This window comes from Glycomyces endophyticus, from assembly GCF_039531525.1.
Taxonomy (GTDB): Bacteria; Actinomycetota; Actinomycetes; order Mycobacteriales; family Micromonosporaceae; genus Glycomyces; species Glycomyces endophyticus.
Genome location: NZ_BAAAQF010000013.1, coordinates 1 through 18,470, shown reverse-complemented (window position 1 = coordinate 18,470; position 18,470 = coordinate 1). Strand labels below are relative to the sequence as shown.

Below are 18,470 nucleotides of genomic sequence, written 5' to 3'. Positions count from 1 at the left end.
GAACCTTCCTAACGGGCGGCTTGCTGGCTTGTTCCGATTTCATCCGAGTCCGGTGCCGTGGCGTCGGACGGAAGGGAACGAGCAGGCAACATCAAGGTAAACACTGATCCGGCATCGGGCATACTGGACACTTCCACCCTACCCCCGTGATTGACGGCCACATGCTTGACGATCGCCAGGCCGAGGCCGGTGCCGCCGGTCGCGCGCGACCGCGCCGCGTCCACCCGGTAGAAGCGTTCGAAGATCCGGTCGAGCTCCTCCGCGGGGATGCCGATCCCCTGGTCGCGCACGGCGATGCACACCATCTTGACCCCCGCCAGATGCCCCGTCGGGGACGTCACGGAGGTCTCCACCTCCACGGCGGTGTGCTCAGGTGAATAGGAGATGGCGTTGCCGACGAGGTTCTTCACCGCGGTGACGAGCTGCGGCTCGTTCCCGAGCACCTCGGTGTCCTCGACGCCGGTGAGCCGGAGCTCGATGCCCTTCTCCTCGGCGGCTATCCGCGTCTGGTCGAAGGCCTCCATCACGATCCGGTCGACCTCGACCGGCTCGGGGTCGGGGAGCTTCTCCGCGCCCTGGAGGCGCGACAGCTCCAGCAGGTCGCTCACCAGGTGGTTCATGCGCTTGGACTCGGAGCGGATGCGGTCGGCGAACCGCGCGGCCGCGTCGGGGTCCTCCGCGGCGTCCTTGAGCGCCTCGGAGAGGATCTGCATCGCGCCGACCGGGGTCTTCAGCTCGTGGCTGATGTTCGCCACGAAGTCGCGGCGGACCCGTTCGACCCGGTGCAGTTCGGAGATGTCCTGGAACTCGGCGACGGACACGCCGTCCGGCAGCGGCGTGATGCGCACGCTCACCGCGCTCGGCTCGCCCATGACCTGCTTGGGGACCTCGATCTCCGCGTCCCGGTACCGTCCGGAGCGGCGCGCCTGCGCGAGCAGCGCCCGCAGCGTCAGCGACACGATCTCGTGGTCGTCCACCAGGCCCAGGTCGCGGGCGGCGCGGTTGGTGTACAGGACGCGGTTGTGGTCGTCGACCAGGCAGAACCCGGTGCGCAGCAGGCCGGCGGCGGCCTCCCACGGGCGGGTGTCGGGGACGGGCGCGGGGCGCGGCTCGGGGCGGGGCGCTCCCCGGTGCCTGATCCGCATGAGGGCGGTCGCGGCGGCGCCGAAGGCGGCGCCCGCGGCGAGACCGGTCAGGACGCGCCCGACGCCTCTGCCGAGGCTCTTGGGCTGCGGTTCGTTGTGGGCCACGCCCCCAGGTTAAGCACGAAACGGCCCGGCGTCGAGCACCGGGCCGTTATCAGCGTCACGCTCCGTTAACCGAGAGCGCGCATTTCGGCTACTTCTTCCCCTGCGCGGCCACCGCGGCGGCCGCTTCGGCGGCGGCCTCGGGGTCGAGGTACTCGCCTCCGGCCTTGACCGGCTTCAGGGTCGTCTCGTCCAGCTCGTACTTGAGCGGCATGCCCGTGGGGATGTTCAGCTTGACGATCGCCTCGTCGGAGACGCCGTCGAGGTGCTTGACGAGCGCGCGCAGCGAGTTCCCGTGCGCGGCCACCAGCACCGTCTTGCCCGCCTTCAGGTCGGGGACGACGCCGTCGTACCAGTAGGGGAGCATCCGGTCGAGCACGTCCTTGAGGCACTCGGTGCCGGGGCGGACCTCGGGGGCGAGGTCGGCGTAGCGGGCGTCCCCGTCCTGGGAGTACTCGGAGCCCGCCTCGATCACGGGCGGCGGCACGTCGTACGAGCGGCGCCAGATCATGAACTGCTCCTCGCCGAACTCCGCCAGCGTCGCGGCCTTGTCCTTGCCCTGGAGCGCGCCGTAGTGGCGCTCGTTGAGCCGCCACGACCGCTTGACCGGGATCCACGAGCGCGCGGCCTCGGCCAGCGCCAGCTCCGAGGTGTTGATGGCGCGGCGCAGCAGCGAGGTGTGCACGACGTCGGGGAGCAGGCCCGCCTCGGCGAGCAGCCGCCCGCCCCGGCGCGCCTCGTCCTCGCCGGAGGCCGACAGCTTGACGTCGACCCAGCCGGTGAACAGGTTCTTGGCGTTCCATTCGCTTTCGCCGTGGCGAAGCAGCACGAGAGTGTAGGTCATGCCCCCTATCCTGCCGCCTCCGCGCGCCCCCGGCCCCCGGGTCGCCGCGAAGGTGTGGCGGGCGTCGCCCCGCACTTCCCGCAGGCCGGGACGTGCGGTCAGTCCTCGGGCCTGAGGTGCTCGAACGCGGCGAGGTTCGCGGTGGACTCGCCGCGGGCGAGGCGCCAGCGCCACTCCTGCTGGATGGAGGACTTGAAGCCGAGTTCGAGGATGGTGTCGAAGGTGCCGTCGGCGGCCTCGAGGACCTGGCCGAGGACGCGGTCGAGCTCGTCGGCGGCGACGGCGGCGAAGGGGAGGCGGCCGACGAGGTGGATGTCGTCGCTGCCGTCGGTCGCGAACGCGACGGCGTACAGCTTCCCGTTGCGGCGCAGGAGCTCCGCCCAGACGGCCTCGTGGTTCTCCTCGGGGCGGCGGGCGACGAACGCCTCGACGCGGAGGGCGTGGTCCTCCAGGACGAGGCCGCACTCGGTGGTGAGCTTGCGCCGACCCGGGAGGGTCACGACCGCGGAGCGCGGGGTGTCCAGGCGGTAGTCGGCGCCGATCTCGTCGAGGGCGGCCGTGAGTCGCTCGATCACCGGTTCAGCGTAATCGCCTGGGAGCGGCGCAGGACGGTGCGGCGGTAGGCGTCGCCGAGGCCCTCGGCGGTGGCCTGCCACGAGAACAGCGCGGCGTGGGCGCGGGCGCCGGACGCGAGGCGCTCGCGCAGGGCGCCGTCGCGCATGAGGCGCCCGATCGCGTCGGCCCAGTCATCGGAGCGGTGCGAGTCGACGAGGAGGCCGGACGTCCCGTCGGCGACGGCCGTGGTCAGCCCGCCCACCTTCGCGGCGAGCACCGGCGTGCCGGCGGCCTGCGCCTCCAGGGCGACCAGCCCGAACGACTCGTTGTAGCTGGGGACGGCGACGGCGTCGGCGGCCCGGTAGACCTGCGCGAGCGCCTCGCCCGAGCGCGGGCTGCGCCACTGCACCCGGTCGCCGAGTCCGAGTTCGCCGGCGAGCTTCGGCAGCCAGTACAGGTCGGTGTTGGAGGGCCCGCCGACGAAGACCGGGACGATCCGGTCGGCCAGCCCGGGGTCGGTCTCGCGCAGCCGCGCCAGGCCGCGCAGGAGCACGTCGGGGGCCTTCGCGGGCTGGATGCGGCCGACGAACGCGACGACGAGCGCGTCCTGGGGGAGCCCCAGGGCCTGCCGGGCCGCGTAGCGGTCCCCGGGCCGGAACACGCCGAGGTCGACGCCGGGGTGGACCACTTCGACGCGGCGCGCGTCGGCCGCGTAGTAGTGCTGGAGCTCCGCGGCCTCGGCCGCGGTGTTCGCGATGAGGAGGTCGGCCTCGGTGGTGATCTGCTCCTCGCCGCAGACGCGGCCGATCGGCTCCGGCCTGTCGCCCTCCGCGAGCTGCGCGTTCTTCACCTTCGCGAGCGTGTGGAACGTCTGCACGAGCGGCACGTTCCACCGCTCCGAGGCCACCCACGCCGCCTGGCCGCTCAGCCAGTAGTGCGCGTGGATGAGGTCGTAGTGCCCGGGCCGGTGGTGCGCCTCCGCGCGCAGCAGGCCGCCGGTGAACGCGCACAGCTGCGTCGGCAGGTCGTTCTTCGACAGCCCCTCGAACGGCCCGGCCGGGAGGTGGTGGACGAGGACGCCCGGGGCGGCCTCCACCGTCGGCGGCTCCTCCGAGCTGGTCGCGCGGGTGAAGATCTCCACCTCGACGCCGGCGCGCGCGAGCTCCCGCGCGGTGTTGAGGACGTACACGTTCATGCCGCCGGCGTCGCCGGTGCCGGGCTGCGCGAGCGGGGAGGTGTGGACCGAGACCATCGCGACGCGGTGGACCGCCTGCTTGCGGCATCGCGCCCGGAACGCCGGTGTGCGCCGTTGACTCACGTGTCTGTCCTCTCCCGCGGCTGCCATCCCCTAGGGCAACGCGCACAACCCTCGCCATCCTTCCGCCTGGGGGTGTCCGGGCACAACCGCCGCACGCGCGGGAGTGACCAACTCCGCATTCCCGCAAGACGTGAAACGACATGACGTTTTCGTACCGTTTCGTGGCTGAATGGTGACACTCGGTCGGGGGAAGCCGGAAATTCTCTCGCGACACGACCGGGAATGAGCCTCAAATCCGGGCAAGTCGTCCATGATGGGGAGACTTGTCATCACCAGGGGGGAGACAACACCATGAGCACTGCAACCGTGCCCGCCGCCAGGCAGCCCACGATGTCGCCGGTGTCCAAGTTCGGCCAGACGCACTCGCTGCGCCGCCTGCCCGTCCAGGAGCGCTCGGCCGCCCGCGTCCGCCGCATGCTCGACGCCGCCGCCGACCTGATCGAGGAGGTCGGCTACGACCGGCTCTCGACCACCGCCATCGCCCAGCGCGCCGACGTCGCGATCGGCTCGGTCTACCAGTTCTTTGGAGACAAGCGCTCGCTCGCCGAGGCGCTCTCGCAGCGCTACATCGACCTGTACTTCGAGCGCCTGACCGCCCGCTTCGACGCCGAACCCCCCGCCGACTGGCGGGCCGGCGTCGAGGCCGCCATCGGCGAGTACGTCCACATGTACCGCACGGCCCCGGGCTTCCGCGTCCTCCACCTGGCCGACGCCATCGACCCGGGCCGCGCCGACGCCGTCACCACCGGCGGCGACGTCATCGCCGACCAGATCCTCGCCGGGCTCGCCCAGCGCTTCGGGATCGGCGGCGACGACGAACTCGGCAAGACCGTCACCGTCGCCGTCGAGACCGGGCAGGCCCTCGTCCGCCTGGCCTTCCGCCGCGACCCCGAAGGCTGCTCGGCGTCGATCGCCGAGGCCAACGGCGTCGTCTGCGACTACCTCGCCCGCCGCCTCCCGTAGGCGAATCGCTCAGGCCTGTCGCGGGCCACTATCCGACCGCGCCGGGACGTATGGCCGCATCGGGCCGACTAGTCTCGTAGTCGACCCGGTGCGGTCTCTGACTTTTCGAGGAGCAGCATGGCGAACACCCTTGCCGACATCCAGACGGTACTGCGGATCAGGCCCTTCAGACGGCTCTGGACCGTGCTCGGCCTCGCCTCCTTCGGAGACTGGCTCGCGATCTTCGCCACCGCCGGATTCGCGCAGTCCCTGTTCGACGACCCCGCGGCCAAGGGCGCCGCCTTCTCCGCCACCATCGTCCTCCGGCTCCTCCCATCCCTCGTCCTCGGACCCGTCGCCGGCGTCTTCGCCGACCGCTTCGACCGGCGCAAGACCATGGCCGCGTGCGACACCGCCCGCTTCCTGCTCATCGCCTCCGTCCCCACCGTCTACCTCATCACCGACAACACCGCGTTCACCGTCGTCTGGCTCGCCGTCGCCCAGCTCTGCATCGAAGGCGCCGTCCTCATCTGGTCGCCCGCCAAAGAGGCCGCGGTCCCCAACCTCCTCCCGCGCGACAAGTACGAGGCCGCCAACCAGCTCAGCCTCGCCACCACCTACGGCATCGCCCCGCCGCTCGCCTTCGCCGTCCTCGCGATCCTCGAACGCGGCTCCAACGTCTGGTCCAACCTCGGCACCTGGGCCGAACCCATGGTCATCGCCCTCTACCTCACGGCCGCCATGTTCGCGATCCTCGCCGCCACCGTCTACTTCTTCATCCCCCAGATCTCCGGCCGCTACGGCCAGACCGCCGCCAAGACCACCAGCGTCTGGCACGACCTCGTCGAAGGCTGGTCCTACCTGCGCACCTCCGAACGCGTGCGCGGCCTCATCACCGGCATGCTCGGCGCGTTCAGCGGCGCCGGCATCCTCATCGGCGTCGGCACCGTCTACGCCGGCACCCTCGGCGCCGGCGACGCCGCGTTCTACACCCTCGCGGTGTTCCTCTTCCTCGGCCTCGGCGCGGGCATCGCCTTCGGCCCCAAACTCGTCGGCGACCTCTCCCGGTTGCGCTGGTTCGGCATGAGCATCGTCCTCGCCGGCGCCGGCCTCGCCCTCGACGCGCTGGCCCCGCACATGGTCTTCTCGGTCCTCGGCTCGGTCGTCATCGGCCTGGGCGCGGGCATGGCGTTCCTCGCCGGGATCACGCTGCTCCAGCGCGAGACCGAGGACGAGATCCGCGGCCGCATGTTCGCGTTCATCGCCGTCTCGGCGCGCGTCATCCTCATGCTCGCCATGACGATCTCGGCGCCGCTCGCGGGCTGGCAGGCCGCCCGGCGGCTCGACCTCGGGGTCACCTCGGTCGAGGTGTCGATGAGCCGCATCCTGCTGTTCGTCGCCGCCGGCCTCGTCGTGTGGCTCGGCATCACCGCGTTCCGGTCCATGGACGACAAGCCCGGCGTCCCCGTCTTCGCCGACCTGTGGTCGTCGCTGCGCGGCCGCCCGCTGTCGGCCGCGGTCCCGCTGGCCTCCGACGGCTTCTTCGTGGTCTTCGAGGGCGGCGAGGGCGCGGGCAAGTCCACGCAGTCGGTGAAGCTCTCGGCGTGGCTGAAGCTCCGCGGCTACGAGGCGGTCCTGACCCGCGAGCCGGGCGCCACCGACATCGGCATGCGCATCCGCTCGCTGCTCCTGGACTCCGGCGGCGAGTCCGCGCCGTCGCCGCGTGCCGAGGCGCTCCTGTTCGCCGCCGACCGCGCCCAGCACGTCGAGAAGGTCATCCGGCCGGCCCTCGCACGCGGCGCCGTCGTCGTCTCCGACCGCTACATCGACTCCTCGATCGCCTACCAGGGCTCGGGCCGCGAGCTCGGCAAGGACGAGGTCGCGTGGGTCTCCCAGTGGGCCACCGGCGGCCTCAAGCCCGACCTGACGGTCCTCCTCGACGTCGACCCCGCGCACGGCCTGCACCGCGCGAAGGCCGGCGGCGACGGCGACCGCCTCGAGCAGGAGCGGCTGGAGTACCACGAGCGCGTCCGCGAGACGTTCCTCGGCCTGGCCGCCGCCGACCCCCGCCGCTACCTGGTGATCCCCGCGGGCGGCACGCCCGACGAGATCGCCGCGAAGGTCCGCGAGGCCGTCGCCGAGCGCCTCGACATCCGCACCCGGACCGCCCGCACCGACGCCGGCTGGCCCGGCCTCGACTCCGACAAGGGGAGCGGCCGCGCCGACAGCGAGTACGGCTGGGAGAACGTCGCCGAGGAGGCCGGTCGGGCGTGAGCGTCTTCGACGAGCTCGTGGGCCAGGACGAGGCCCGGCGGGTCCTCTCCGCCGCCGCGCGGGGCGTCGGCATGACGCACGCGTGGCTCTTCACGGGCCCGCCCGGGTCCGGCCGGTCCACGGCCGCGGTCGCGTTCGCGGCCGCCCTGGAGTGCCCCGACGGCGGGTGCGGCGAGTGCCACGCCTGCCGGACCGCGCTGGGGGGCACGCATCCCGACGTCACCCGCGTCATCCCCGAGGGCCTGTCCCTCGGCGTCGACCAGGTGCGCGGGCTCATCCTGGACGCGTCGCGCGCCCCGACGTCGGGGCCGTGGCAGGTCCTCGTCGTGGAGGACGCCGACCGCCTCACCGAGGCCGCCGCGAACGCGCTCCTCAAGGCCGTGGAGGAGCCGCCGGAGCGGACGGTGTTCCTGCTGTGCGCGCCCTCGACGAACCCGGCGGAGATCTCGGTGACGATCCGCTCCCGCTGCCGCGTCATGGGGCTGCGCCAGCCGCCGCCCGGTGCGATCGCCGACCTCCTCGTCTCCCGCGACGGCCTCGACCGCCGGGAGGCGGAGCTGTTCGCCGCGGCCGCGCAGGGGCACGTCGGGCGGGCCCGGCGGCTCGCCACGGACGCGGACGCGCGCGCGAAGCGCCACGACGTCCTCCAGATCCCCAGGCGCCTCACCGGGCTCGGAGCGTGCTTCACGGCCGCGGTCGAGCTCATCGAGGCGGCCGAGGCGGAGGCCTCCGGGACGTACACCGACCAGTCGGCGGCCGAGCGCGAGGCGCTCGAGACCGCGCTCGGCAAGGGCGGCACCGGGAAGGGCGCGTCGAAGGCCGCCCGCGGTGCGTCGGCGGCGCTGAAGGAGCTGGAGAAGCGCCAGAAGACCCGCGACACGCGCGCGCAGCGCGACTCCCTCGACCGGGCCCTGGTGGACCTCGCGGCGTTCTACCGGGACGCCCTCGCCGCGGGCTTCGGCGCCCGCGTCGACCCCGTCCACCCCGACATGGCCGACACGACCCGCGCCGCCGCCTCCCGCCTCAGCGCCGAGTCCCTGCTCCGCCGCATCGACGCGATCCTGGAGTGCCGCAAGGCCATCGAAGCGAACGTGCGCCCGCGGATCGCCGTCGAGGCGATGATGCTCTCCCTGTGGAGGGCCTGACCGCCGCCCCGCTGTCACACCCCCGCGGCACCCTTGTGCCGGGGGCCCGGACCGCCGACACCCCCGACCCCGGGGGGCGGTCGCCGCGCAGCGCGGCACTGCCGGTCCGGTGGTCTCAGCCGCGGCGCATCCGGCCCCGGGGGCCGGTCACTGGGTCCAGAGGTGGTGGATGAACGCGTCCTGCGCCTTGGGGATCTGGCCGCTGCGCCGCCACCGGTACCAGGCGCGCTCCTCGACCACGCGCACGCAGAAGTCGCCGTCGGTCTCGAACGGCTCTGAGACGCACCGGAAGTCGTCCCTGAACACGCCGTCGGTCCAGTGCCACACGCGCCGCCCGATCAGGTTCGGCACGTCGGAGGCCGGGTAGGGCCGGCGGACCGGGGGCGCGTCGGGGTCGGAGAGGCGCTCGATGAGGTAGCCGGGCCGGGGCGAGCCGGTGCCGGGCTCGGGCCGCTGCACCCACACGTCGGCGGCGGGCACGAGGCTCGCGTAGACGTCGCCGTCGCCGTCGGTCGCGCGGTAGTAGTCGGCCTCGGATATCAACGGCACCATGAGCATCCCGTCCCGCGTGACGGGGTCGTCGGCGCGGAGGTCGAACTGCCAGCCGCATCCCGGCGCGCCGGTCACGACCCGGGAGGAGTGGAGGTCGATCGCGCGGCCCGCGGGCACCGGGACCAGGGCCGGAGGAGGGTCCGGGACCTCGAATGAGCTGTCCGACAAGCCCAATGGACGCTCCTGACCTTCTGTGACAACTGCGCGCAAGTGGGATCGGAGGAAAGCATAGGGGGTTGGCACACTCTGGGGATTCACGCCCCTTCCAGCGGTCGTAGAGTTCTTCTCACAAGCACCGAACACTTCACACCTGAGGATGGACGACATGAGCGAGTACGACGAGGCCGCCCCGGTCGAGGAAGACGTCACCGAGGACTACACCGCCGAGGACGAGACCTACACCGAGGACTCCGGCTACACCGAGGACTACACCACCGGCGAGACCTTCGACCTCGACGCCGACGGCATCGCGGACGACACGATCACCGCCGACGGGGTCACCTTCGTCGACTCCAACGACGACGGCACCGCCGACGCGATCGCCACCGACTACACCGGCGACGGCGTCAGCGACGAGCTGATCCTGGACACCGACGGCGACGGCTACATGGAGTCCATCGCCAGCGACACCGACGGCGACGGCATGCTCGACACCTACGAGTCGGACACCGACGGCGACGGCCTCACCGACCAGGTGTCGGTCGACTACACCGGCGACGGCTACGTCGACTCGGTCGCCACCGACACCAACGGCGACGGCCTGACCGACATCGTCGCGGACGACTTCGACGGCGACGGCTTCGTCGACTCGATCGCGATCGACACCGACGCCGACGGCGTGACCGACGCGGTCCTCGAGGACACCAACGCCGACGCGTTCCTGGACACCGCCTACACCGAGGCCACCCCCGAGGGCGACTCCTTCCAGTCGCAGACCGGGCAGGTCATCTAACACGCTGGTGCTTGAGACCGGACACCCCTGGCCTCAGTTCCATCCATACGCGAAGGCCGGACGCCCGATGGCATCCGGCCTCTCGTCGTGTCCGGGCCGGTTCAGCCGGTGGTGCCGCGGAGCAGCGACATGGCCTCGGCGCGGGTGCGCGCGTCGGACTGGAGGCTGCCGCGCACCGCGGAGGTGACGGTGCTGGAGCCCTGCTTCCTGATGCCGCGCATGGACATGCAGGTGTGCTCGCATTCGACGACGACGATGACGCCGGTCGCCTCGAGCGACTTGTAGAGCTGGTCGGCGATCTGGGAGGTGAGGCGCTCCTGGACCTGGGGGCGCCGGGAGTACACCTCGACGAGGCGCGCGAGCTTGGAGAGGCCGACGATCTGGCCGCCGGCGCCGGGGATGTACCCGACGTGGGCGACGCCGGTGAACGGCAGCAGGTGGTGCTCGCAGAAGGACTGGACCTCGATCTCGCGGACGAGGACGAGCTCGTTGTGGTTCTCGTCGAAGGAGGTCTTGAGGACGGCGGCGGGGTCGACGCGGAGGCCGGCGAACAGCTCGGCGTAGGCGCGGGCGACGCGCCGGGGGGTCTCCTTGAGGCCGGGGCGGTCGGGGTCCTCGCCGATCGCGGCGAGGATCTCGCGGACGGCGGCCTCGATCCGGTCGAGGTCGACCGCGTCCTCGACGGGGCTCCCGTTGATGCGGCCGTCGATGAGGCGGGCGGCCAGGTTGTCGAGTTCAGCCATGGCGCAAGTTTACGGTCTCCCCCCGACGATCCGAGTGCGCTCGGTCACGTGCTGGACACGCGAAGGCCCGCCTACGCAGGTAGGCGGGCCGGTAAAGATTTCGCTACGGTTGGGGGCTCTGGCCCTCGGTGGCCGGTCCGATCTCGATGCCCTCTTCGGGGCCCTCGGCGGGCCGGGAGCCGTTCGGGGTGGAGACGGGCGGCGGGCCGAGCTTGCGCTTGTCGGTGCCGTTGAACGGGGACATGGGCGGGCGCTTGACGACGCGGGTCGCGATCCGCTCCAGGTCCTCCTGGTTCAGGGTCTCCTTCTCGAGCAGCTCGGTGACCATCTGGTCGAGGACGTCGCGGTACTCGGTGACGATGGCGTACGCCTCGTCGTGCGCGATCTCGATGAGGGCCCTGACCTCGCCGTCGATGTCGGCGGCGACCTCGTCGGAGTAGTCCTTCTGGTGGCCGTACTCGCGGCCGAGGAACGGCTCGGAGCCGCCGGACCCGTACTTGATGGCGCCGAGCTTCGACGACATGCCGTACTCGGTGACCATGGCCCGGGCGACCTTGGTGGCCTTCTCGATGTCGTTCGAGGCGCCGGTGGTCGGGTCGTGGTAGACGAGCTCTTCGGCGGCGCGGCCGCCGAGGGCGTACGCGAGCGTGTCGATCATCTCGGAGCGCGTCTGCGTGTACTTGTCCTCGGTGGGGAGGACGAGCGTGTGGCCGAGGCTGCGGCCGCGCGGGAGGATGGTGAGCTTGTGGACGGGCGCGGCGTGGGGGAGCGCGTGGGCGACGAGCGCGTGGCCGGCCTCGTGGTAGGCGGTCATCTTCTTCTCGGCGTCGCCCATGACGCGGCCCTTGCGCTCGGGTCCGGCGATGACGCGGTCGATGGCCTCTTCGAGGGCGTCGGCGGAGATCGCCTTCTGGTTGTGGCGGGCGGTCAGCAGCGCGGCCTCGTTGATGACGTTCTCGAGGTCGGCGCCGGAGAACCCGGGGGTGCGGCGCGCGATGGTGTCGAACTCGACGTTCGGGACGAACGGCTTGCCCTTGGCGTGCACGGCCAGGATCGCCTGGCGCCCTTCCTTGTCGGGGGCGTCGACGGGGATCTGGCGGTCGAAGCGGCCGGGGCGGAGCAGGGCCGGGTCGAGGATGTCGGGGCGGTTCGTGGCGGCGATGAGGATGACCCCGCCGCGGGTGTCGAAGCCGTCCATCTCGACCAGGAGCTGGTTGAGGGTCTGCTCGCGCTCGTCGTGGCCGCCGCCCATGCCGGCGCCGCGGTGGCGGCCGACGGCGTCGATCTCGTCGACGAACACGATGGCGGGGGCGTTCTCCTTCGCCTGGGTGAACAGGTCGCGGACGCGGCTGGCGCCGACGCCGACGAACATCTCGACGAAGTCGGAGCCGGAGATGGAGTAGAACGGGACCCCGGCTTCGCCGGCGACGGCGCGCGCGAGGAGGGTCTTGCCGGTGCCGGGGGGGCCGAACAGGAGGACGCCCTTGGGGATCTTGGCACCGAGCTCCTGGTACTTCTTCGGGTCCTCGAGGAAGTCCTTGATCTCGCGGAGCTCCTCGACGGCCTCGTCGGCGCCGGCCACGTCGTCGAACGTGGTCTTCGGGGTGTCCTTGGACACCATCTTCGCCTTGGACTTGCCGAAGTTGAGGACGCGGGAGCCGCCGCCCTGCATCTGCGACATGAAGAAGAGGAGCAGCAGGACGATGAGGACGATCGGGAGCAGGCTCAGCAGGAAGCTGACGAACACGGAGGTCTCGTTGACCTCGGTGTCGAACTTGACGCCGGCCTCTTCGAGCTCGGTGGCGACGGTCTCCATCATCCCCGCGGGGAGGTAGGCCTCGACCTGGTCGCCGCTGTTGAGGGTCAGCTGGACGAGCTGCTCCTTGTCGAGGAGGATCGCCTCCTCGACGTTGCCGTCGTTGATGTCCTTGAGGACCTCGGAGGTGGTGGCCTCGTCGTAGTCGGAGCCGCCGGACCAGAAGCTCCCGATGAGGACCGCGATGAGGGCGATGAGCACGATCCAGACGAGCGGCCTGCGGAAGAACCGCTTCCGCTCAGGTGTGGGTCTCCCGGCGTCGACCACTCGTTTCCTCCTGCTGCGTTGGTCGCGTATTCGAGCGGGACCGCGGTCGTGTCGGCGCGCCGGCCTCGCTGCCGCCTTGCTGGGTTTCCTTGTCCGCAAGGCGTTGACACCTCGAACGTACACGGTGTGAAGGTTCGGCGTCCCGCAGCGTTCGCACCCGTTCCGTGGCGCTCCGCGCCGGATTCCGCCCTTTACCCGCCCCGCCGATAGTCCGTAATTAGTACCACGGGCGGCTTGACTTCGCCCACCCAAGCCTGCGGCGCGAGCGAACGGGTGGCACCCTTGTTACATGACGTCGGAGTTGGCCAGCCCAGCATCAGTCCCGTCCCCCGCAGCGGAGGACGCGGTGTTCGATCCGGATTCGTGGTACGCCGAGGAGATCGAGCGCACCATCATCACGGAGGAGGAGATCCGAGCGAAGGTCGCCGAGCTCGGTGAACGGGTCTCGGCCGACTACGCGAGCGGGCTCTTGCAGGACGGCGACGAGCTGCTGCTCGTGGGCGTGTTCAAGGGGGCGGTCATGTTCATGGCCGACTTCGCGCGGGCGCTGTCGGTGCCGGTGAAGATGGAGTTCATGGCGCTGTCCTCGTACGGGAGCAGCACCACCTCCTCGGGGACGGTCCGCATCCTCAAGGACATCGACTCCGACGTGACGGGCAAGCACATCCTCGTCGTCGAGGACATCATCGACTCCGGCCTGACCCTGTCGTGGCTGCTCAAGTACCTCGAGGGCCTGCGCCCGGCGTCGGTCTCGGTGGTCTCGATGCTCCGCAAGCCGGGCGTGCAGCGGGTCGACATCCCCGTCAGGTACGTGGGCTTCGACATCCCCAACGAGTTCGTCGTCGGCTACGGCCTCGACTACGCCGAGCGCTACCGCGAGCTCCCGTTCATCGGCGTCCTCAAGCCCGAGGTCTACCAGTAGCGGCACGGCGTCCCGCCCGCCGACCGCCGCGGAGCACCGCTCCGCCCGAGTTCACGGCCCGCGCGAACGCGCGGGCCTTTCTCGTTCTCTGAAAGGGTCGGCCCCCGCGCGGATGCGCGTGTGTTCCTTGCGACCCGGAACGGTCGGCCGTGCGCGAATGCGCGTGCCGTTCCTCTTACTGGGAGTTCTCCCAGTTTCGCTATGAGCGGAACCCGACCCCGGTTCCGCGCGGCTTGTCGCACCCCCGCGGCAGGGTTGTGCCCGGGGGCCCGCGATCCGCCCCCGCGCGGCGCCCGCTCGCGCCCTCCGTCTCCCTAACGATTCGAACGCCGCACCCGCCGCGCCGGCCGGGCGCTCCGCGCCCGCGCTCCTGAGCCACTCGGTTCCCGGTCCCGCGCTCGGCGCGAGGGGCCGCGTGCTCGACGGGCAGCGATCGCGGTAAGCGGGACCCCCGCCTCCGTGCGGGTGCCGACCGCGAGTCCCGCACCGGTGCCGCACCCCGATCGCGCACGCTTCACGCGTGCGAGGCTCCCGCCGCCCCCGGTGCGACCACGGCGGCGAGGCGCCCGTCGGCGCGGCGGACCTCGATGCCGCCGGGCATGAAGGCCGGGCCCTGGCCCTTCCAGGCGGCGACCAGCGCGTCGACGGCGGCGAGGTGCCGGTGGTTGAGCTCGGCGCCGTTCACGCCCGACTCCAGGAGCCACGCCCGCAGCGCCCGGGTGCGGACCGGCCCGGGCAGGGCCGCGAGCCGCTTCGCGTCCAAGCGCCCGTTCCGGGGCGCCCCGTCCCGCACGTCGCCGGGCCCGCGGCCCGGATCCCGCCCGGCCGCCGCTTCGCCCGTCCCGGGCCGCTGCCGGGCCGCCGCCGGCCCGCCGTCCCGGCACTCCTCCAGCGCGGCCAGCGCGAGGCCGTCCAGGTAGTCGGTGTCCTCGCCGACGAGGGCCGCGGTCCGTGCGAGGTTCGCCACGAGGTCCTCGCCGAGGACCGCGACCAGCGAGTCGAGGGCCGGGCGCAGTGCCGAGCGCAGGTACCGGGGGTCCTCGTTGTGCGGGTCGGCCCACGGCGCCAGGCCGCGTTCGGCGCAGGCGCCGTGCGTGTCGGTGCGGGCGACGCCCAGCAGCGGCCGGCGGTAGCGGCCGCGCACGGCCCGCATCCCGGCGACGCCGCGCGGCCCGGCCCCCCGCACGAGCGCGAGGAGCACGGTCTCGGCCTGGTCGTCCCGGGTGTGGCCGAGCAGGACCGCGGCGGCGCGGTGGCGTTCGGCGGCGGCGTCGAGCGCCGCGTACCGGGCCTCGCGTGCGGCCCCTTCCGGCCCGCCCGCGGCGCCGACCACGACGGTCACCGCCTCGGCCGGGTCGAGTCCGATCTCGCGGGCCCATGCCGCCACGCCGGCCGCGCGCTCGGCCGAGCCCTCCTGGAGTCCGTGGTCCACGCTCACGAGCCCGGCCCGCAGGCCCAGGCGCGGGGCGCAGAACGCGGCGGTGTCGGCGAGCGCGAGCGAGTCGGGCCCGCCCGAGCAGGCGACGAGGACGAGCGATCCCCGCGGCAGGTCGGCGAGGCCGTCCCTGACGGCGGCGCGCAGGCGCGCCACCGGGGGCGGCAGTTTAGCCACGGGCCCCGAGGACCCGCGCGGTCCACAGTTCCGGGCGGTCGATCTCGGCCTCGGTCGGCAGGTTCCCGGGGTGCTCCCAGACGCGGTTGAACCCGGTGACGCCGTGCCCGCCGACGACGTGGTCGACGAAGCGCCGCCCGGCCGCGTACTGGCGCATCTTGGCGTCGAGGCCGAGGAGCTGGCGCAGGAACCGCTGGAGCGTGGTCGGGTTGGCGCGGCGGCGGTCGAAGCGGCGGCGCAGGAGCTGCACGTGGTTGATGGAGGTGCGCCCGACGCCGTCCATGACGGACTCGGCGTGCCCCTCCAGCAGGGTCATGAGCGCCTGGATCTCCGAGATCGCCTGGCGCTGCTCGGGACTGGTGACCGCGCTCATGACGTCGGTGCCCGGGGCCTCCGGCGGCTCCTCCTCGCGGGCGGAGGCGAGGGCGCGGCGCACGGCGATCGCGAGCCCGGCGGCGGAGGACCGGTCGGGTTCGGCGGCGTCGAAGAACGTCTGGATGAGCCCGTGGAAGTGCTCGCGCATCCACGGCACGGCCGTGAACTGGGTGAGGTGCGCGGCCTCGTGGACGGCGATCCACAGGCGGAACTCGCGCGAGGGCAGGCGCAGGCGGCGCTCGACCTCGACGATGTTGGGGGCGACGAACAGCAGCCGGCCGGACTCGGTGGAGAACGTCTCGAACTGGCCGAGGACCCGCGAGGACAGGAACGCGAGGACGGCCCCGGCCTGGACGCCGGTGAGCTTCGCGGCCGCGGTCGGGGCGGCGTCGCCGGGGGTCTCGGCGCCGAGGCCGGTGAGCAGGCGGCGGAATCCGGCGATGTTGATCTGGCTCCAGCGGACCCGGTCGACGACGTCGACGGGCGCGAGGGTCGCGGGGACAAGACCGGTGTAGTCGGTGACGAGGTCGATCGCGTTGCGCGCGTGGCGGTGCAGGTCGGCGACGACGTCGAGCGCGCCTTCGCGGCTCATCGTCGGTCCGCCCTTGCTGAACGCCTGCGAGCAGGACGCGGCGGTCCGCCAGTCGACTGACGGCAGCATCGGGTTTCCTGCGGGCGGCGCCATCGGTCCAGCCTATCCAGAGCGCAGTCGTCTCGCCACCATCCCGCGCAAGCGGGTCCGAACCGGACCGTACCGGGCGGGCCCGGCGCGAACGAATTCAAATATCGAACGTCTTGAAAGTTTCGGACCGGAGATGTTACGTTCTTGTGGTGCTCGCAACATCTTGCAGGATTGCGGGCAGGAATTGCAAAGGGAGCAACGATGCCTCACTCCATTGCCAGGCGCGCCCTCGCCGCCTCCGGCGGCGCCGCCCTCGCAGCCGCCGCCGTCCTCGCGGCCGCCTACCCCCAGAGCGCCCCCGACGCCCCCGCCCTCGAGACCGCACCCGCCGCGGCCCTCGGCGGCGGCGACTCGATCCTCAACATGTTCGAGTGGACCTGGAACTCCATCGCCGCCGAATGCGACGGCGCACTCGCCGACTCCGGCTACACCCACGTCCAGACCTCCCCGCCCAACGAGCACATCCTCGGCACCGACACCACCCCCGGCGAAGAACACGCCTGGTACATCCACTACCAGCCCGTCAGCTACGGGATCGAGTCCCGCCTCGGCACCCGCGCCGAATACGCGAACATGATCGCGACCTGCGACGCCAACGGCATCGGCGTCATCGCCGACGTCGTCATCAACCACATGGCCGCCGGCTCCTCCACCGAGACCCGACACGGCTGGAACGGCAGCGAGTACCGGCAGTTCCACTACCCCGACGCCGGCTACGACGCCTCCGACTTCCACAACACCGGCGCCTCCTACTGCGAGATCGACAACTACCAGGACCGGAACGAAGTCCAGAACTGCCACCTCGTCGGCCTCAACGACCTCGACACCTCCCAGACCGACGTCCGCGAGACCATCGCCGCCTACCTCGACGACCTCACCAGCCTCGGCGTCGCCGGCTTCCGCGTCGACGCCGCCAAGCACATCTCCGCCACCGACCTCGCCGCCATCATGAACCTCGTCGACGGCGACCCCTACATCGTCCAAGAGGTCATCGGCGCCGCCGGCGAACCCATCACCGAGGCCGAGTACACCGGCATCGGCGACGTCCAGGAGTTCGGCTACTCCTACGACCTCAAGAACCACATCAACGGCTCCTCCGAGGCCCGCCACCTCACCACCCTGGGCGCCAGCTGGGGCTACACCTCGCCCGCGGGCGTCTTCACCACCAACCACGACACCGAGCGCGGCTCGCTCACCATGAGCTACAAGAACGGCCAGGACTACCTCCTCGGCGAGGCGTTCATGCTCGCCCACCCGTTCGGCACCCCCGCCTCCTACACCGGCTACGCGTTCTCCTCGAACCACGCCGGACCGCCGCTCAACCCGGACGGCTCCGTCGCGGACGTCAACTGCGGCGCCGACGCCTTCACCTGCATCCACCGGTCCCCGTACATGAGCGGCATGGCCGGCTTCCGCGCCGCCACCGCCGGCGACGCGGTCGTCAACACCTGGGGCTCGGGCGACGCGCTCGCCTTCGGGCGCGGCGACTCCGGGCACGTCGTCATCAACGCCGGGACCTCCTCGATCTCCCGGACGTTCACGACCTCGCTCCCCAACGGGTCCTACATCGACGTCATCTCCGGCTCCACCGTGGCCGTGTCGGGCGGGACGTTCACCGCCACCGTCGCGGCCAAGGCCGCGCTGGCGATTTACGCGGGCAACACCGGCGGCGGGAACGGGGGCGGCTCGAACGACTGCGTCAGCGTGAACGCGTACGTGACCGGCACGAGCGTCGGCGACGAGGTCTACATCGTCGGCTCGATCCCGCAGCTCGGCAACTGGACCGCGATCGCCTCCGCCCACCTCTCGGGCTCGACCTACCCGAACTGGAAGGGCACCGTCTCGGTCCCGGCCGGGACCACGTTCCAGTACAAGTACGTGATTGTGCGCGCCAACGGCAGCTACACCTGGGAGTCCATCGGGAACCGGACGGCCACCGTCCCGAGCACCGGATGCCTTGCCCTGAAACAGACCTGGAACACGGCCTGACCTGACCGACACCGAGGGCCCCGGACGCTCGCGTCCGGGGCCCTCGTCGTTCCTGAAGCCCGCTTCAGGCGGCTTCAGCCTGCATTCAGGTCCCCCGAGTCACCATTGCCCCACGCGAATCCCCACGGAGGAACCGAACGAAAGGAGCCGCACCAGGACCGAACCACGAGCGACACCCGCAGACCAGAACCAGGTCGAGCGTCAGTCACCGGTGCAACCAGGGGTGGGCGGGGGG

General features: G+C 71.9%; 15 protein-coding genes. 6 read left to right on the top strand and 9 right to left on the bottom strand.

Annotated features, from left to right (window positions below; genetic code table 11):
• Positions 1–8 precede the first annotated feature (8 nt).
• From ABD419_RS16960 to mshA, 4 genes are all read right to left on the bottom strand, one after another.
• Entirely contained in the window at positions 9–1,250 is a 1,242-nt protein-coding gene (locus ABD419_RS16960) for a sensor histidine kinase (protein WP_344488483.1), read from the bottom strand.
• Positions 1,251–1,338: 88 nt separating this feature from the next.
• A complete protein-coding gene (locus ABD419_RS16955; protein WP_344488481.1) occupies positions 1,339–2,091 on the bottom strand; it encodes a phosphoglyceromutase in 753 nt (250 codons plus the stop codon).
• A gap of 98 nt (positions 2,092–2,189) precedes the next feature.
• Positions 2,190–2,663 (bottom strand): type III secretion system chaperone family protein, encoded by a 474-nt coding sequence (locus ABD419_RS16950; RefSeq protein ID WP_344488666.1) that lies wholly within the window; start codon positions 2,661–2,663, stop codon positions 2,190–2,192.
• A complete protein-coding gene (gene mshA, locus ABD419_RS16945) occupies positions 2,663–3,898 on the bottom strand; it encodes a D-inositol-3-phosphate glycosyltransferase (RefSeq protein ID WP_344488663.1) in 1,236 nt (411 codons plus the stop codon). Before mshA ends, ABD419_RS16950 begins: the two co-directional genes overlap by 1 nt.
• Before the next feature lie 357 nt (positions 3,899–4,255).
• On the opposite strand from mshA, the gene ABD419_RS16940 reads away from it, so the two are divergent.
• The 3 genes from ABD419_RS16940 (at position 4,256) to ABD419_RS16930 (ending at position 8,325) form a co-directional block, all read left to right on the top strand.
• Positions 4,256–4,927, top strand: a complete 672-nt coding sequence (locus ABD419_RS16940) for a TetR/AcrR family transcriptional regulator (protein WP_344488479.1) — start codon at positions 4,256–4,258, stop codon at positions 4,925–4,927.
• A gap of 117 nt (positions 4,928–5,044) precedes the next feature.
• Positions 5,045–7,180 (top strand): dTMP kinase, encoded by a 2,136-nt coding sequence (gene tmk, locus ABD419_RS16935; protein ID WP_344488477.1) that lies wholly within the window; start codon positions 5,045–5,047, stop codon positions 7,178–7,180.
• Positions 7,177–8,325, top strand: coding sequence for a DNA polymerase III subunit delta' (locus tag ABD419_RS16930; RefSeq protein WP_344488475.1), 1,149 nt, complete (start codon positions 7,177–7,179; stop codon positions 8,323–8,325). Before tmk ends, ABD419_RS16930 begins: the two co-directional genes overlap by 4 nt.
• A 147-nt stretch (positions 8,326–8,472) precedes the next feature.
• Here ABD419_RS16930 and ABD419_RS16925 read toward each other — a convergent pair whose 3' ends face one another.
• Complete coding sequence (locus ABD419_RS16925) at positions 8,473–9,045, bottom strand: hypothetical protein (RefSeq protein ID WP_344488473.1); 573 nt, start codon at positions 9,043–9,045, stop codon at positions 8,473–8,475.
• A 157-nt stretch (positions 9,046–9,202) separates the two neighbouring features.
• Here ABD419_RS16925 and ABD419_RS16920 point away from each other — a divergent pair, with 157 nt between their 5' ends.
• Positions 9,203–9,829, top strand: coding sequence for a hypothetical protein (locus ABD419_RS16920; RefSeq protein WP_344488471.1), 627 nt, complete (start codon positions 9,203–9,205; stop codon positions 9,827–9,829).
• Positions 9,830–9,930: 101 nt separating this feature from the next.
• Here ABD419_RS16920 and folE read toward each other — a convergent pair whose 3' ends face one another.
• Positions 9,931–10,572: a GTP cyclohydrolase I FolE gene (folE, locus tag ABD419_RS16915; protein WP_344488469.1), complete on the bottom strand. Its 642-nt coding sequence runs from the start codon at positions 10,570–10,572 to the stop codon at positions 9,931–9,933.
• A 103-nt stretch (positions 10,573–10,675) separates the two neighbouring features.
• On the bottom strand, positions 10,676–12,592 hold the full coding sequence (gene ftsH / locus ABD419_RS16910) for an ATP-dependent zinc metalloprotease FtsH (RefSeq protein WP_425556099.1): 1,917 nt from the start codon (positions 12,590–12,592) through the stop codon (positions 10,676–10,678).
• Between the two features lie 409 nt (positions 12,593–13,001).
• On the opposite strand from ftsH, the gene hpt reads away from it, so the two are divergent.
• Positions 13,002–13,577 (top strand): hypoxanthine phosphoribosyltransferase, encoded by a 576-nt coding sequence (gene hpt, locus ABD419_RS16905; protein WP_344488465.1) that lies wholly within the window; start codon positions 13,002–13,004, stop codon positions 13,575–13,577.
• Positions 13,578–14,091: 514 nt separating this feature from the next.
• Here hpt and tilS read toward each other — a convergent pair.
• Together tilS and ABD419_RS16895 are read right to left on the bottom strand one after the other, a co-directional pair.
• Positions 14,092–15,189, bottom strand: coding sequence for a tRNA lysidine(34) synthetase TilS (gene tilS / locus ABD419_RS16900; RefSeq protein ID WP_344488463.1), 1,098 nt, complete (start codon positions 15,187–15,189; stop codon positions 14,092–14,094).
• Positions 15,182–16,225: a zinc-dependent metalloprotease gene (locus ABD419_RS16895; protein ID WP_344488461.1), complete on the bottom strand. Its 1,044-nt coding sequence runs from the start codon at positions 16,223–16,225 to the stop codon at positions 15,182–15,184. The genes tilS and ABD419_RS16895 overlap by 8 nt, the downstream gene beginning before the upstream one ends.
• A 222-nt stretch (positions 16,226–16,447) precedes the next feature.
• On the opposite strand from ABD419_RS16895, the gene ABD419_RS16890 reads away from it, so the two are divergent.
• The gene (locus ABD419_RS16890) at positions 16,448–18,235 is read left to right on the top strand and encodes a carbohydrate-binding module family 20 domain-containing protein (protein WP_344488459.1); all 1,788 of its coding nucleotides are present in this window, start codon (positions 16,448–16,450) and stop codon (positions 18,233–18,235) included.
• The last annotated feature ends 235 nt before the right edge of the window (positions 18,236–18,470 follow it).

Excerpts from the sequence above, each read along its gene's own strand:
- ABD419_RS16890 (WP_344488459.1), top strand. The coding sequence starts at position 16,448 with ATGCCTCACTCCATTGCCAGGCGCGCCCTCGCCGCCTCCGGCGGCGCC.
- mshA (WP_344488663.1), bottom strand. The coding sequence starts at position 3,898 with ATGGTCTCGGTCCACACCTCCCCGCTCGCGCAGCCCGGCACCGGCGAC.
- ABD419_RS16895 (WP_344488461.1), bottom strand. The coding sequence starts at position 16,225 with ATGCTGCCGTCAGTCGACTGGCGGACCGCCGCGTCCTGCTCGCAGGCG.
- folE (WP_344488469.1), bottom strand. The coding sequence starts at position 10,572 with ATGGCTGAACTCGACAACCTGGCCGCCCGCCTCATCGACGGCCGCATC.
- ABD419_RS16920 (WP_344488471.1), top strand. The coding sequence starts at position 9,203 with ATGAGCGAGTACGACGAGGCCGCCCCGGTCGAGGAAGACGTCACCGAG.
- tmk (WP_344488477.1), top strand. The coding sequence starts at position 5,045 with ATGGCGAACACCCTTGCCGACATCCAGACGGTACTGCGGATCAGGCCC.
- ABD419_RS16955 (WP_344488481.1), bottom strand. The coding sequence starts at position 2,091 with ATGACCTACACTCTCGTGCTGCTTCGCCACGGCGAAAGCGAATGGAAC.
- ABD419_RS16940 (WP_344488479.1), top strand. The coding sequence starts at position 4,256 with ATGAGCACTGCAACCGTGCCCGCCGCCAGGCAGCCCACGATGTCGCCG.